Origin of the sequence: Pseudonocardia lacus (genome assembly GCF_018531445.1) — a bacterium.
Taxonomy (GTDB): domain Bacteria; phylum Actinomycetota; class Actinomycetes; order Mycobacteriales; family Pseudonocardiaceae; genus Pseudonocardia; species Pseudonocardia lacus.
The window spans coordinates 68,027-82,800 of record NZ_JAHDTH010000005.1 but is presented as its reverse complement, the minus strand read 5'-3'; the positions used below and the strand labels follow the sequence as shown (position 1 = coordinate 82,800).

Below are 14,774 nucleotides of genomic sequence, written 5' to 3'. Positions count from 1 at the left end.
CGTCATCGGCGTCGGCCTGGGCCATCCAGTTCCGCAGACACGACTCGCTGATCGAGAGCTGCTTGGCCACCGCAGCGACGGGCTGGTTGCCCTGACGGGCGAGCTCGACGGCTCGCTGGCGGAACTCGGGCGGGTGAGGAGCGGGCACGGGATCATCCTTGCCGGTGGCCGGGGCCACCTCAGGTGAGGTGTCCGGTCTCAGGGGCCAAGCTCACGACCTGGTCAGCTGGCTGCAGTGGGTGGCAGAGGGGCTGCGGGTGGCCTGGGACGCGTCCGGGGGCCCGGCGTTCATCGGCACGTTCAACGAGTGGTTCTTCGACGAGCCCGAAGACGACGACTCTCCGGTCCCGGAGCGGGAACACGCCGCGGTGCTGCCGGTGTTCGCCCGCGACGCGCGGCGGTCCGGCGACCCGGTGCTCGCTGGAGCCGCGCTCGAGCTACCGGACGATGCCTATCTGGTCGACCTCCGCGCGGTCGCCCCTCCGGTCGAACTGCCGTTCCAGACCGGGGAGTGGCCGGGCGGCACCGCCGTCTACCGGCGGTTCCACGGCGGGACCGTCGTGGCCGCGGTGCCCGCGGACGTGTGACCCGAAGGCAGGGGGTCCCGCCGGCGCTCCACGAACGCTGCCGGCAGCCGGTGTCCAGCACGAACAGGATGCCCCCGGACCGTGCCGATGATCCCGCTGATCGGCCCGCCCAGCCGAGCGCGGTGTCCAGATCGTCCGCGGCGATGACGTAGAAGCCCGCGATCGGCAGTCGTCGTCGGGCCGCGGCGATCGCGTCCCCTTCGCGGGTGTGCGCCTTCTCCCGGGCGAACAACGCGTCCCGCGCCTGCTGCCAGGTCGTCCTGTCCACCACCGGTGGCAGGGCCGGGCCGCGCGCCGGGTCGTTCGGCGTCGGATCGTCCAGTGCCGGGTCGTTCATCGTCGTCTCCATCGGGTCGTCGTGCCATGGCCTGTCGGTCCGTGTCGGGCTGTCCTGTGGGGTCGGTCCGATGCCGACGGGATCCCACTACTGGCTCGGCAGCCGTGACCAGAACTCGCACCGGTGCGTCGCCGCGACGTCCACCTCGCCGGATCCGTCCGTCGCGAATGAGAGCGTCGGCCCAGGCCGGGGGCGCCAGCCGCCGCCGGGATCGCCGGTGCGGGCGAAGGCCGTCCAGTGGCCGATCAGCCGGTCGGCGAGGCGGGCCTGCGGATCGGACCTGGGTGTCGGGTCCCGGAGGTAGCTGTCGAAGAAGTACGGGATGTCGGCGCCGTGCCGCGCACCGTGCGGGAACCCTTCTGCGTCCTCTCCGGTGGGCTCGGCGAACTCGTAGGTGTACACCGGTGCCCGCTCGCCCGCGGCCTCGTCGGACACCACCTGCTGGCAGGCGCCGTGCGTGCGGCCCTCGTCGGTCAGCACCGTGGCCAGCGCGATGCTCGGCGACTCGTAGCGGGTGTGCGGGTACTCGGCCAGCACCGCCTCGGCGTTGGCCCCGTAGAACTCGCCGATGAGCTGCGGGTACTGCTCCGGGGTGACCGGGCCGAGGCCGTCGCCGAGCCGCGCGAGGATCAGCGATCGCATCTCCTCCCGGGTGCTGCCGGCGATCATCGGCACGTGGTTGCCGGTGCCGGTCCGGAGTGCGTCCAGCGGCTGTCGGGCAGGGTGGGGGTTCCCGCGACGGGGAACCACGGCAGCCCGGTGATCTGCGTGAGGTTCGCGTTGGAGCGGTCCGAGTACAACGCAGCGAGTCGCTCGGCGGGCACCGCGCGCAGGCAGTCCGCGACCGCGGGCGGCGACCCATCGGCGCACCCGAGTTCGGCCGCCGCCCGCCGCGCGCGGTCCTGGGCCTGAGCCGAGGTGAGGAACTCGTTCGCGCACGGCCCGCTGTGCGTGATCACCTTGTCGAACAGCCCCGCGGCGGACGGTGCGGCGAGGTGGGCGCAGATGCTGTAGGCGCCCGACGACTCTCCCCACAGCGTCACGTTGGCGGCGTCCCCGCCGAACGCGGCGATGTTGCGGCGCACCCACTGCAGGGCCATCTGCTGGTCGGCGATCCCGAAGTTGCCCGCCCACGGGTCGGGGAGGTCCGGGTGGGCGAGGAACCCGAGGGCGCCGAGGCGGTGGTTCGGCGTCACGACGATCACGCCCTGTCCGCTGACCCGCCGCGGGTCGTAGCTCGCGCCCCCGCCGCTGGTGAACGCGCCTCCGTGCAGGAACACCAGCACCGGCAGCGGGCCCTCGGGCGATCGCGGCACGTGGATGTCGAGTGACAGGCAGTCCTCGGCGCCGGTGGACGTGGGGGGCGAGCCGGGCGGGTAGGTGTAGCTCTGCGGGCACATCGGGCCGGGCCTGGTCGCGTCCTCCACCCCGCCCCACGGTTCCGGCGGACGGGGCGCCTGCCAGCGCAGTTCGCCGACCGGCGGCTGGGCGTACGGGATGCCCTGGAGCCGCCTCGGCGGCCGATGTCTTCCGAACGTTCCTTCCGGCGGTCGCCTCGGGCACGGCGGCGGAGGCGCTCGGCCTCGCCGAGGCAGGGGAGATCCGCCTGGCCGGGCACCTGCACGACGTGGGACGGGTCGGCATCAGCAGCCGGATCTGGAACCTCACCCGTCCGTGGACCGCTGCCGAGGAGGACCAGGCACGGCTGCACGCGTACCACACCGAGCGGGTGCTGGCCCGCACGCCCGAGCTGGCCCAGGTAGCGGAGCTGGCCGCGGCGCACCACGAGCGGTGTGACGGCAGCGGGTACCACCGCGGACTGCGCGGAGACCGGCTCACGATAGGCGCGCGCGTGCTGGCCGCGGCGGACACCTACCGGACGCTGGTCGAGGACCGGCCGCATCGTCCGGGGCTGCCCGCCGCACGGGCGTGGCAGCGGCTGGAGGCCGACGTACGCGCCGGCCTGCTGGATGCTGACGCCGTGGCCGCGGTGCTCGCGGCCGCGGACGGGTCGGCCCGGCGCCGTCCCAGCGGCGCCGCCGGCCTGACCGCGCGGCAGCTGGAAGTCCTGCGACTGGTCGCGCACGGCCTGTCGAACCGCGAGATCGCACGTCGCCTCGGGGTGTCGCCGCGGACGGTCGACCGGCACGTCAGCGACGTCTACCAGCGGATCGGGGTGAGCAGCCGCGCCGCGGCCGCGATGTTCACCATCGAGCACGGGCTGGCCGGGCCGGTCCGTGCGTCCGGAAGCAGCGAGTCCGGGCAGGAAGCCGAGTCTCGATAGGACGCATGGGGAGGCGGCCGATCGCCGGAGGACGCGGGTTGGCTCGACGTCGTCGCCGCGGGAGGAGCGTTGCCCCAACCCGCTGCTCCGGTGCGGACCATCGCGGCCGACCTCGAGAAGGTGTTCTCGGTCGGCATGGCCCGCTGTAGCCCGGTCGGCGGCGTAGCCTGCCCGACTACCTGTTCGTCCTCCGGCCCGCAGCCGATTGGGCCCGGCTCGACGACGAACACCGCGCCGGCTGCTGAACGAGCCGTGGGACTTCCGTGACTTCCTGCACGACCTGCACGGCCGGAACCGCCAAGACCACGCTCGCCGAGGCCGTCTGAAGCGCCCCGGGTTCACTACGCTCCCTTGCAATGCACGCGCTGCCTCATCCACATGCCACGTCGCTGCAGGACGGTGACCTCGCGGGTTCGCCATCGGTCTGCCGCATGCGAGCGTTGGTGCCGCGCCGTGTGTCGCCCGTGTCACTCGCGGCTCCGATGCCGCCCGGCAACGGCATGGTCGACAGGACGTCGCCTTCGCGGTTGGGTCTTATGGGCGGACTCGGATGATCGTCTTTCCTTTGTGTTGCTCGCTGGAGTTGAAGGTCGTGATGGCCTCGTCGAGGGACGCGGTGGTTCCGATGTTGGTGCGGAGCCGTCCGTCGCGTACCCGCGCCGCGATCTCGGCCAGCTGGCTGCGGTCGGCCTCGACGACGAAGTCCACCGCCCGGCCGTTCGCCGGGTGGGCTTCGACGGGGCCGACGACGGACACCAGGGTGCCGCCAGAGGTGATCAGGGCGGCGGAGCGCTTCTGGATCTCGCCGCCGATGACGTCGAAGACCAGGTCGACCGCTCCGACGCTTTCCAGAGGCTGTGTGTCGAGGTCGAGGAAATCCTGCGCGCCGAGATCCAGCGCCTTGTCCCGGTCCCCGGTGTGGCCGGTGCCGATGACGTGGGCGCCGGCCTCGGCGGCGAGCTGGGTGACGGTCGCTCCGACCGCGCCGGCTGCGCCGTGCACGAGGACGCGTTGCCCGGGCTGGAGCCGGCCGTGCTGGAACAGCCCCTGCCAGGCGGTCAGCCCGGAGATCGGCAACGATGCGCCGACGGTGAAGTCGACGTCGTCGGGCAAGGGTGCGAGGTTGCGGGCCTCGACCGCGACGTACTCGGCGAGGGTGCCGTTGCGGTGCCAGTCGGCGAGGCCGAACACCCGCTGGCCCACCGACAGCCCCGTTGTGCCGTAGCCGAGTGCGGTGACCACGCCGGCCAGCTCGTGACCGGGGATGGCCGGCGTCCGGTCGTGGCCGGCGCGATCGGACCAGGTCGAGGGCCACTCGAGCTCGTTCGCGACCCAGCCCGACGCATGCACCCGCACGAGGACGTCGTTGATCGCCGGCGACGGCTCCGGTCGCTCCGTCAGGGTCATCCCCGCTGTGCCGGCCGCCTGGTCCGTCACCACGATCGCCTTCATCTGTCACACCTTCTGTCGAGCCGACCCCTCACGGGTTCAGTTACATACACTGTATGTAACGTAAACCGTTACGGCAAGAGTGTGTAACGGAACTGGGTAGGATGCCGCGCATGACCGGGGCGCGCGGGGCGGCCGACGGGCCTGCCGACTCCGCCGGCCCGCGGGCCGGCGGCCGCCCGCGCGACCCTGCTCTCGACGAGGCGATCATCCTGGCCACCCGTGCCCGCCTGGTCCGGGACGGCTACTCGCGCATGACCCTCGGCGACATCGCGGCCGACGCCGGGACCAGCCGCCCCACCCTCTACCGGCGGTGGAGCACCAAGTTCGAGCTCGTCGCCGACGCACTGGACTACGGCTTCCGCAAGCAGCGCGACCAATACGACATCGACCTGAGCAGCCTGGCGCCACGCGAGGCCCTCGTCGAGGCTGTACGCCGCGTGGATCCGGCGTACTTCAACCCGGACGCCATGGTGCTGATGGGCAACTTCGCCGGCGAGGTGATCCGCACACCGGGGCTGTTCGAGATGCTGCGCAAGCACGCCGTCGAGCCGCGCGTCACGCTCGTGGAGAACGTGCTCGGGCGGCTGCAGGCGGACGGGGCCGTTTCCGCCGACCTCGACAGGCACACCGTCGCCACCATGTGCTTCGGCAGCTACTTCGGCGCGTTCTACCGAGGCGACCGTCGAGAGGAGATCCCTGAGAGCGTCGTCGCCGTGCTCTGGCCCGTGATCGCTTCCTGAACGACGGCCAGGGGCGCAAGAAGGCAAGGGACCGGCTCGGCGCTTGCGGTCGCGGTTGCGGAGCCGGTGGGCAGCTGCGCCGAGGCCACGTCCAGGGCGGCGAATGTGTGCCGCACTCCGCGCCCGACCACGCGCTGGCGGGGGATCAGCTGAACGGGCCTGTCGCCGCACCGCGTGTCGCCCGTGTCGCTCCGACCCGACCGGCGAACCCCTCGGCCACGTCCTGGGCGTTCGAGGAGTTCGACGGACCGTGTCGGTCCGGTGACCGGGTAGGAGCCGGCGGTGGCCGAGGAGGCGATCGTGGCGGTGCCGCCGAACGAGTCGGGTGCCTCGTTGATGAAGGAGGCCTGGCCGCTGAAGGCTGGCGAGGTCGCCGCTGTGCAGTGGCCACGGCGTTGCCGCCGAACGTGTGCCCGCTGCCCGGGCGGTCGGACGCGGCAGTGGATCTTGTGCAGAATCCGCCAACTCTTGAGGACGGGGTGGCCCGACTCGATGCCTCCGCTGCGCTTCGACGTTGCCGACACCGAGGGGTGGCCGAGCGGGCCCAGCTCTGGTCGGCGAGCAGCGTTCGAGCTTCGGTGCGATGTGTTCGCGCTCCAGCGCGCGAGGCGTTGCGCGGCTCGTGCGCGTACGTAGTCGGGGACGCTTGGGTCCTGAGCCGGGGACTTCGCCAACGAGGCGGCAGAGCCGCGGTGGCCGCGGTGCAGATTGGCGACCAGCTCGGCGCTGCATAGGCGCTCGACTGGGCTGAGGGGCTCCGTCCGCGTCATCGCGAGCACGGCGAGCACTGTCGCAATCGGTCAGCTGGACGCAATCGGCCACGTCGGGAGACCAGTGCGCAGCAGGGTGTCTGCCAGCACGGGTGCTGGTCAACGGCCGTACCGGCGGGTTTCGTCCGCTGCACGGCACGTGGCGCCACAGCTTCATCCACCGGACATCTTGAGGAACATGGTGAGTATTCTCGTTCGTCGACCCGTTCGCGGCGGCCTGACGCGGTTGATGGCTTTGGCGGTGATTGCTGGCGTGCTGGTGGGGGGTGGCACCGTCCTGTTCGGTATCGGCAGTTTGATCGTCCGTGGTGGCCCCGGGAGCGCGGAGGTCGGCGATTGCATCGAGCCGTTGGGCGGGCCGTTCAATCTCTACGTGGGCGCCGACTGCGCCGTCGCTCCCTTTCAGGTGCTCGAGCGCTTCGACGAGCGATACGCGGACTGCGTGCTCGTCCCTGGGGTGACCTGGAGTTATAGCGAGCGGAAGCGTCGCTTCACGTTGTGTCTCGGCCCGCCCGGTGTCGACCCGGCCACGGCGGTGAACGCGGCCGACGTCGGTGACTGCCTGGCCGGCGTGGACGTGCGTACCGGGGCTGAGACGGGTGGGGTCCGGCGGGTCGAGTGCGCGGACCCTGCAGCGACGGCGCGGGTGCTCGGCCGTGACGTCGGCTTCCCGAGAGACGGCTACTTCGCCGATTGCCGCGATGCGGGCGGCACGTCCGAGTACGAGTGGTTCCTCCGCGCACCTGTCAAGAACCGCATCTACTTCTGCCTCGGTCCGACCCGCGTAGCGCCGTAGCGCGCGCCCTTGACGTACAGGCGATCGATCTGTCCCCTGCAGCGGGACCCGACGCCGCGACGCGCTGAGCGCGAGCCCCGCCGGACCTGACGCGGTATCACGGGCGAGGACGCCGGATCGGAGGCCGTCCGGAGGCAACCTGAGAGGACGCTCGACGTCTTTAAGGTTGTCTCAGCGCAACGGCCCAGGAGGCCGCCATGACCAGAATCCGCACCCTCGTCGTCCCCGTTCTCGCCGCTGGCGCCCTGCTGCTCGGGGGGCTCCCACCCGCCGCCGCGGCGGCCGCCGGCTGCGCCACCGGATGGGGGTCCATACCGCGGTCCAGCGCGACCCAGAACCCCTCGCCGCTGGTCCAGGTCCGCACCGGACAGCACCCGTGCTTCGACCGGGTGGTGTTCCATATCGCAGGCTCTGTCGGCGCCGGCTGGGACGTGGCCTACGTGGACGCGGTGCTCGCCGACGGTTCCGGGGAGTTCGTGCCCGTTCCGGGCGGGGCGCGCCTGGCGGTCGTCCTGCGTCATCCGGCCCACGACGAGAACGGTCAGCCGACCTACCGGGCCGGTGTCGGGCAGCGCGTCGCCGAGCCGGTGGGGTTCCGGACCCTGCGGTCGGTGGTCTACGCCGGATCGTTCGAGGGGTACACCACGCTCGGGGTCGGCACCCGGGCGCGGCTGCCGTTCCGGGTGTTCACGCTCGCCGGACCGGGAGGCGACACGCGCATCGTCGTCGACGTTGCGCATCGCTGGTGAAGGCCGTGACCGAGCACGTCGGTGTACCCCGGCGGATGCTCTACCGGCACCGAGCCTTCCGTATCCGGCCCGGCAGGTCCCATTGGGCGGTTCCCGGTGGGCACCTCTTGACGCCCGGGATCCCGGGCACGGGCGGCGGGAACTTGGTGCATCCGAGGAAGGGGAGGCACCTCTCGTAGCAGAGGCAGGGGAGTGCGGAGAACACGGCGGCGGCGGCGAGGCCGCGCCCTCCCGGCCGCGGTGGTGCGGCTGTCGGCGATCGCGCGCGGCATCGCGGCGATGAGGTCGCGGTCGGACTTGCAGTCGAGGTAGCCGCGGGAGCTGTAGCACCGGTGGTGGCGGCAGCAGCACACCTGGTCGACGGGGTCCACGGGCGCTCCGGGGCCCGAGTGCCCGGGCCCGCACCAGTTGCCGTGCAGGTCGAGCGACAGCAGCGCGGACTGGGCGGTGTCGACGGCCCGCGCGACCGCGGGGCCCTGCGCGTGCAGCGCGGCGATGTCGGAGGACGGCAGCAGCCGCTGGGCGAGGGCGATGTGGCCTCGCACCGCTAGCCGGCGGGGACCCTGAACACCCGTGACCGGCGGTTCCACGCATCGAAGCAGCAGGACGAAGTCCTGCTCGATCACGTATTCGCCGCAGCGCGGGCGTTGCGAGTCACGGCCATCTCACTGAGCCTTTGTCAACCTGATCATGCGCTGGCGATCATGAGGGTCTGAACTGCGGCGATGAGCCGGTGGGCGGTGTTCGGGCTGGAGCGGATCTTCCGCAGGACCCGCCAGTTCTTCAGCTCGGCGTTGGCCCGCTCGCAGGGTCCACGGCGGCGGGCGTGGGCGGTGTTGACGTCCTTCTGGTTCCGGGACAGGCGCCGGTAGCGGCCGCTGCCCAGATCCTTCCGACGGCGCCGCTGCGGAACCGCGACCGTCGGCCCGGCGCCCTGATAGGCGGTGTCGGCCGCCGCGGGAATCTCGTGGGTGGCCAGCGCGTCGATGATCCCGTGCTCACGGGCAGCGCCCATGTCATGTCTCGCGCCGGGCAGCGGCGGCGAGATCCACACCAGCCGGCCGATCGGGTCGGCGACGACCTGCACGTTCAGCCCGTGGGCCTTGTGCTTGCCGGAGTAGAAGGCCCGGTCATAGCCCGATGTCATGCCTACCCGGTCGATGCGCAGCAGGGTGCCGTCGAGGATCACGAACGCCTTGCGGCGGGCGACCTCGATCGCCTGGGCCAGGGTGGGAGCCATCGCGGCGAGCAGTTCGAGCGCCTCACGGATGTACCGGTACACCGTCGAGGTCCCGATGCGGAAGCCACAGGCCAGGTCGGCGTAGGTCTCGCCCTTACGCAGGTGCGCGACCACGAGCAGCGCCTGCCGGCCTGGCGAGAGCTTCCGCCACCGGGTTCGGCGCTGGTTGCGCTGCGCTCGCAGCGCATCGGAGAGCACGCCGAGGGCGCGGCTGGACACGGTCATCCCGGACGGGTAGGACAGCACGTTGAAGCTCCTGGTGGGCGTGTTGATCTAGGCAATCGCCCGTCTACCAGGAGATTCACCCATTCGAGGTCACGCCACGCCGCACACCGCCGACTGCCCGCCCAGGTCGGCAAAATTCATTCGTTACTTCTGGCGTCATGGCGCGCCAGCAGGTATCCGGCGGGGGGCTTGCCTGGCGCCGGAGCAACGATTCGCAGGCGTCCGAGCTCGGCGAAGTCGTGCTCGCGCAGTCGGCCGGCGAGCGCGTCGAGGGTCCACAGATACGCCGGTGAGGCTCTGTGGTCGTACGGGACCCAACCGTCGGCGTCTGCGGTGTCGGTGGTCTGCACACCGATCAGCAGGGGTCCGCCCGGCTCTACCACTCGGGCGAACTCGGTCAGGACGCGCGGAAGCAGGTCCGGCGGCGTGTGGATCAACGAGAAGTGCGCCAGGATGCCCGCGATCGACTCGTCCCCTGCGTCGAGATGGAGCATAGAACCGACCTCATAGCGCAGGTCGGGACGATGCCGGCGGGCGATCGCGACCATGGCCGGTGACAGATCGATCCCGTAAGCCCGGATACCGGCTCGATCCAGGTGATCGGTCCACTGTCCGGGACCGCAACCCGCATCGACCACAGCACCCACCGACCCACCGGCGCGGACGAGCTCGGCGAAGGCGTTGATCATCCCTGCTGACAGCGCATCGATGACTTTGTCGCCCTGTCGCACCATGTCGTCGTACAACTCGGCGACCTCGTCGTAGTCTCGGCGGGTCCGATCCAACGCTTCGTTCTCACTCACCCGCCGGACTCTAGGGAACAGGTCGGACGTAGGAGTGTCGGACACTCCAACCGCGAAGGCGACGCGATCGATCCGTCCGCCCAGGACGGTGGGCACACCTCTACCACCGCCCCCACCAGGCTGTCCACGACGGCCGCAGCGCTGGCACATCCACTCCCGGGCCGCACGCCACGCCGCACAACCGCTGGCCAGCCGCCTCACCAGGTTGGCAAAGGCTCACTGCCGGAGCGGCACGCCACGGTGTTCGGCGCCGACGATGACACCGACCATGACGACGGGCTGGTCCTGGTCGTTGCGCCAGGCGTGCGTCACGCCGTTGACGACCACCCAATCGCCGGGCGTGAGGCGGATCTCCTCGTCCTCGAGCACGAACACGGATTCGCCGGAGATCGGGGTCATGCAGTCGATCGAGGCGGTCGCGTGCAGGCCGGTGAAGCCCGGGATGGTTCCGTAGCTGCCGGGCGGGTTGGGGTCGGGGACGACCGCGACCGCCTCGGCCATCTGCGCCCTGGCGATCTCGGCGGCCCGGATCGGGTCCGAGGTGTCGAACATGACGTCGGTGTTGAAGTGCGGCGGGAGGGTGAGGACGACGACGTGGAAGCCACCCGGCGCGGGGATCAACGGGCCCGCGAAGTCCGCAGGCGTGCCATCGTCGGGGAAGGTCACGGTCCGGTCGGCTGCCCAGACCGACCACTTGGGCGCGAAATCCGGGTCGGTGGGCTCGACGTCAGCGTCGCTGACGACGACAGCGCGGCCGTTGTGGTCGTGGCCTGTGACAACTCGGCGTACTCGCATCGACTGCCTGCTCTCTGCCCCGCTCGGCGGGGTCGTGGTGAACGGGACCTGCTGTGCGCCCGTCGTCGCCGGGGCTGTGCCGGCGCAGCCCACCAGCCCGACCAGCCCGAGTGCCGCGGCTCCCAGCACCGTCCTGCGACCGACGTCCATCGCGCTCCCTCCGTCGGCTGCGCTCACCGGAGGCGGCGGAAGAACTGCCGGAGATCGCCGGTGAGGAGCTCGGTCGCATCGTGGGCGGCCCAATGGCCGCCGCGGTCGAACTCGTTCCACGACACGATGTTGCGGTGATCGCGTTCGGCGAAGCGGCGCACCGGCCGGAAATCGTCGGCGAACGCCGCCAGTCCGGTCGGCACGGTGGTCGGTCCGTCCGGTGCTCCGGCGAGCCTGTTCTCGTAGTAGAGCCGGGCCGCCGAGGCGGCCGTGTTCGTGAGCCAGTAGATGGCGGCGTTCGTGATGACGACGTCCGGGCTGACGGCTTCCCCGAACAGCTGCCCGCTCCACGCGAGTTGGCCGGCCGGGGAGTCGGCGAGGGCGTGCGCGATGTTCTGCGGCTTCGTCGCCTGGAGTTGGGCGTACGCCGACATCTCCTCGGTGAACGCCTGCAGGAACGCCAGCAGCGCCATGTCCTGCTCGGACAGACCCTCGAACTCGGCCGGATCGCCGGAGGGGAACGAGAAGATCTGGGTGACGTGGACACCGACGACGCGGTCCGGGGCGGTCCGGCCCACCTCGGGAGAGATCTCCGCGCCTGCGTCGTTGCCGTGCACACCGAAGCGGTCATGGCCCAGACGGGTCATGAGCTCCACCCAGGCCCGGGCGATGCGGTGCCGGTTCCAGCCGGGCTCGGTGGTGGGCCCGGAGAAGGCGAAGCCGGGGATCGACGGGATCACCAGTTCGAACGCGTCAGCCGGATCGCCGCCGTGGGCGCGGGGATCGCTGAGCGGGCCGATGAGGTCCAGGTATTCCACCACCGAGTTGGGCCAGCCGTGGGTGAGGACCAGAGGCAGGGCGTCCGGTTCGGGGGAACGCACGTGCAGGAAATGGATGTCCTGCCCGTCGATCTCGGTGACGAACTGCGGATGCTCGTTGAGCCGCGCCTCCCACCCGGGCCAGTCGTAGCCGTCCCGCCAGTAGTCGACCAGCCGCTTGACGTAGGCGAGCGGGACGCCGTATTCCCAGCCGGGCAGCACCGGGCCAGGCCGGGTCGCTGTCCCCTCGACCTCGACCTCGACCTCGACCGGCAGCTCATTGGCCCAGCGGGTGCGCCGCAACCGCTCCTGGAGGTCGTCCAGGTCCGCTTGCGCGACGGTGACGCGGAACGGTCGGATCGCGGTGTCGGTGCCGTTCCCGGCTCTGGTCACAGCATGTCCCCTCGGCAGTCGACAGCGATCTCGATCGGTCCGTCCAGCCCATCGCGTGCTGGGCCGAAGCCGACGCCGATCCTCTCGGCGGCTGCGCGGGCGCCGGAAGTGGCGATCTCGCCAACCACCGGCGGTTTCAGGACAGCATGCTGAAAGCGCTGCGATAGGCGGCGGGAGACACACCGACCAGTCGTCGGAAATGCGGTCGGAGTGCGGCGGCCGATGAGAATCCGCACTGGCGCGCCACCCCGTCGACCGACAACGTGGTGGACTCCAACAGGTGCTGGGCACGCAGCACGCGCTGGTGGGTCAACCAGGTCCCCGGGGCGGTCCCGGTGATCTCGTGGAAGCGCCGGTCGAAATTGCGCCGGCTCATGCGTGCCCGACGGGCGAGGACATCGACGGGCAGGGGACCGTCGAGCTGGCCGAGGGCCCAGTTCACCGCATCGCCGACCGGGTCGCGGTGGTCCAGTTCGGGTACCGGTGTCTGGATGTACTGCGCCTGTCCGCCAGGACGCTGCGGCGGCACCACCAGGAACCTGGCCAGCCGATTGGCCATGGCCGCACCGTGGGACGTCCTGATCAGATGCAGGCCGAGGTCCATCCCGGCGGCTCCACCGCCGGCCGTGAGCACATCACCGTCGTCGATGTAGAGCACATCCGCCCGGACGCGCACCTTCGGGTACAGCTGGGCGAGCACCCCGGCGAGTGACCAATGGGTGGTGGCCGGACGGTCGTCCAGGAGCCCGGCCGCGGCCAGCACGAACGTTCCCGTGCACAGACCGGCCACACGCGCTCCGGCGGCGTGGGCCGCCCGCAACGACCGCAGCAGCGGCTCGGGCGGCCGTTCGGTCGGATCCCGCCAGTACGGCACCATGATCAGGTCCGCCGACCTGACCGCGGTCATGTCGTACGGCACGTCACAGACGAGGCCGCCGCCACAGATCGTCCCGCTCGGCTCACCGGCGACCAACCGGACGTCGAGTTCGGGGAGGGCGCCGTGGTGCACTGCCATGTCGAACACGCCGAAGGCGAACGACATCATCCCCAACGAGGTGCCGGCGGACACCACGACCACCAGCCGCCGCACAGCCGATGGAGACGAAGTCGTCGACGGTGCGGGACCCGCACCGCGTTGCGTGCTCGCAAGGTCATCCTCGACCATGGGCCCAGTCTGCCCGAGCTGCAACAACCATGCTTCGACGGTCGAGGTCGAGCACGACCCGGAGCCGAGCGTGTGGGTGCCCGAAACTCGGCTCACGCTTCTGACCTGCGAGGATTTCTCAACTGAGCCGAAGGGCCTGCACCGGAGCGCCGGAGCGGCCAACATCGCTGCCGTGCTACGACATCACCGCCGCGACGCCACCCGGCCACTCCACCAGACCAAGATCATCTAACGTCGCCGACGCCCTGCGGTCAGGGAGGGACCACGGCTGTGGTGACGGTGCCGAGCGCCGCGGTCGCGTCGTGCTCGATGCGGGGCATTCGATGGCGGTGTGCCAGGTCGACCGCGTCCCGCAGCGCCGAGCGGGCGGCAGTGAGGTCGCCGAGAGCCGCCGCGGCCCGGCCGTCGACGAGCTTGCCGGCGGCGAGTGCCGGGATCCAGCCCTGTCGCTCTGCTGCGTGAAGCAGGGGGGAGATGACTTCCCGGGCCCGGGTCGGCTCGCCGTGATTCGTCCACGCGTGCGCGATCGTCACGTAGGAATCGCTCCCCAGCAGCCAGGCCGAGCCGGCGGGGGCCCTGATCTGACCGAGCAACGCGTCGGCGTCGGCGAGCACGTCCGGGCACCCCGTCGCCTCGGCGAGCGGACCGAGGCAGCGGAGCAGGTGCCCCTCGGCGCCTTCCCGCTCGGCCCGCTCCCGGGCGGACGTCAGCAGCGCAACTGCCTGCTCGGTGTCGCCCAACTCCCGCAATGTGCAGGCCAGCTGGACGTCCGCGGTGGTGGCGAACCAGCGATGATCGGTGCCCTCGGCCAGGCCCATGGCCCGGCGGGCGTGGTCAAGGGCCGCTCCGTGGTGGCCCTGCAACCGAGCCACCCAGGCGAGGTGCGTGGCGAACCACCCCTCGTGCAGGTAGTACCCGTTGCGTGCGCTGATGGTGATCGCCTCGCCGATCCGAGCCTCGGCGGCCTCCCACTCGGCCGCGCCGATCGCGGCGAACGCGGACTCGAACACCGCCCACTGCAGGAGTTCCGGGTTCTGGAGCCGGCGCAGGAGCGGCACCAGTTCGTCGAGCACCGCCCCCAGCGGTCCGAGCTCGCCGAGGTAGGCGTAGGCGTTCTTCAGACCGTCCAGTCCGGCCGCCAACGCCGACTCCTCCCCGGCCGCGCGGCCGGCGGCGACTGCTCGCAGACCGGCCGCGAGCGCGGCCGGACGCCCACAGCGCCCGGTGCCGGGCCTTCAGCTGCCCCCTGCCGACTCGGTCACATCGTCCTCCGGAGGCGACGGCGTCGACAGACCCAGGAGGTGGTCCGGCGGTGAGCCCCTGGGCCCGACACCTCCTGATTCGCGCTGCCACCGGCCCGGATCGGGTGCTGGCCGACGAGGCCTACAGCTCTCGGGCGAACCGTGCCTCCGAGCTCGCCGAGGTCACCTCCGGGTATCCACGGCGGTTCCGGCACTGGCGGTGGGTCAC

General features: G+C 71.3%; 13 protein-coding genes and 2 pseudogenes. 5 read left to right on the top strand and 10 right to left on the bottom strand.

Annotated features, from left to right (window positions below):
• The coding region (locus tag KIK08_RS42160; RefSeq protein WP_408004620.1) for a transposase at positions 1-148 on the bottom strand (148 nt) is incomplete at its 3' end.
• Between the two features lie 40 nt (positions 149-188).
• On the opposite strand from KIK08_RS42160, the gene KIK08_RS02515 reads away from it, so the two are divergent.
• A complete protein-coding gene (locus KIK08_RS02515; RefSeq protein ID WP_214401315.1) occupies positions 189-587 on the top strand; it encodes a hypothetical protein in 399 nt (132 codons plus the stop codon).
• A 160-nt stretch (positions 588-747) separates the two neighbouring features.
• Here KIK08_RS02515 and KIK08_RS02510 read toward each other — a convergent pair.
• Positions 748-924: pseudogene (locus KIK08_RS02510) on the bottom strand (DUF899 family protein); the annotation flags it as partial.
• Positions 925-1,011: 87 nt separating this feature from the next.
• Positions 1,012-2,369: pseudogene (locus tag KIK08_RS39465) on the bottom strand (carboxylesterase/lipase family protein); the annotation flags it as partial.
• Here KIK08_RS39465 and KIK08_RS41460 point away from each other — a divergent pair.
• Positions 2,252-3,208, top strand: a complete 957-nt coding sequence (locus KIK08_RS41460) for an HD domain-containing phosphohydrolase (RefSeq protein ID WP_308257343.1) — start codon at positions 2,252-2,254, stop codon at positions 3,206-3,208. The pseudogene KIK08_RS39465 and the gene KIK08_RS41460 overlap by 118 nt on opposite strands.
• 534 nt (positions 3,209-3,742) lie before the next feature.
• On the opposite strand, the gene KIK08_RS02490 is transcribed toward KIK08_RS41460, so the two are convergent.
• On the bottom strand, positions 3,743-4,660 hold the full coding sequence (locus KIK08_RS02490) for an NADP-dependent oxidoreductase (protein WP_214401302.1): 918 nt from the start codon (positions 4,658-4,660) through the stop codon (positions 3,743-3,745).
• Positions 4,661-4,770: 110 nt separating this feature from the next.
• On the opposite strand from KIK08_RS02490, the gene KIK08_RS02485 reads away from it, so the two are divergent.
• From KIK08_RS02485 to KIK08_RS02475, 3 genes are all read left to right on the top strand, one after another.
• The gene (locus KIK08_RS02485; protein ID WP_214401301.1) at positions 4,771-5,400 is read left to right on the top strand and encodes a TetR/AcrR family transcriptional regulator; all 630 of its coding nucleotides are present in this window, start codon (positions 4,771-4,773) and stop codon (positions 5,398-5,400) included.
• 948 nt (positions 5,401-6,348) lie between these two features.
• Positions 6,349-6,966 carry a hypothetical protein gene (locus KIK08_RS02480; RefSeq protein WP_214401300.1) on the top strand — a complete coding sequence of 206 codons (618 nt, stop codon included), beginning with the start codon at positions 6,349-6,351 and terminating at the stop codon, positions 6,964-6,966.
• Positions 6,967-7,163: 197 nt separating this feature from the next.
• On the top strand, positions 7,164-7,715 hold the full coding sequence (locus KIK08_RS02475) for an AMIN-like domain-containing (lipo)protein (protein ID WP_214401299.1): 552 nt from the start codon (positions 7,164-7,166) through the stop codon (positions 7,713-7,715).
• Between the two features lie 688 nt (positions 7,716-8,403).
• Here the strand turns inward: KIK08_RS02475 and KIK08_RS02470 are convergent.
• From KIK08_RS02470 to KIK08_RS02445, 6 genes are all read right to left on the bottom strand, one after another.
• Positions 8,404-9,201, bottom strand: coding sequence for a transposase family protein (locus tag KIK08_RS02470; protein WP_214401298.1), 798 nt, complete (start codon positions 9,199-9,201; stop codon positions 8,404-8,406).
• Between the two features lie 116 nt (positions 9,202-9,317).
• Complete coding sequence (locus KIK08_RS02465; RefSeq protein WP_214401297.1) at positions 9,318-9,983, bottom strand: class I SAM-dependent methyltransferase; 666 nt, start codon at positions 9,981-9,983, stop codon at positions 9,318-9,320.
• A 216-nt stretch (positions 9,984-10,199) separates the two neighbouring features.
• Positions 10,200-10,871, bottom strand: coding sequence for a cupin domain-containing protein (locus KIK08_RS02460; protein WP_214401296.1), 672 nt, complete (start codon positions 10,869-10,871; stop codon positions 10,200-10,202).
• Between the two features lie 80 nt (positions 10,872-10,951).
• Positions 10,952-12,139 carry an epoxide hydrolase family protein gene (locus tag KIK08_RS02455; RefSeq protein WP_214401295.1) on the bottom strand — a complete coding sequence of 396 codons (1,188 nt, stop codon included), beginning with the start codon at positions 12,137-12,139 and terminating at the stop codon, positions 10,952-10,954.
• 136 nt (positions 12,140-12,275) lie between these two features.
• Positions 12,276-13,304, bottom strand: coding sequence for a GlxA family transcriptional regulator (locus KIK08_RS02450; protein ID WP_250556142.1), 1,029 nt, complete (start codon positions 13,302-13,304; stop codon positions 12,276-12,278).
• Positions 13,305-13,555: 251 nt separating this feature from the next.
• Positions 13,556-14,446, bottom strand: coding sequence for a tetratricopeptide repeat protein (locus KIK08_RS02445; RefSeq protein ID WP_214401294.1), 891 nt, complete (start codon positions 14,444-14,446; stop codon positions 13,556-13,558).
• Positions 14,447-14,774: the final 328 nt, after the last annotated feature.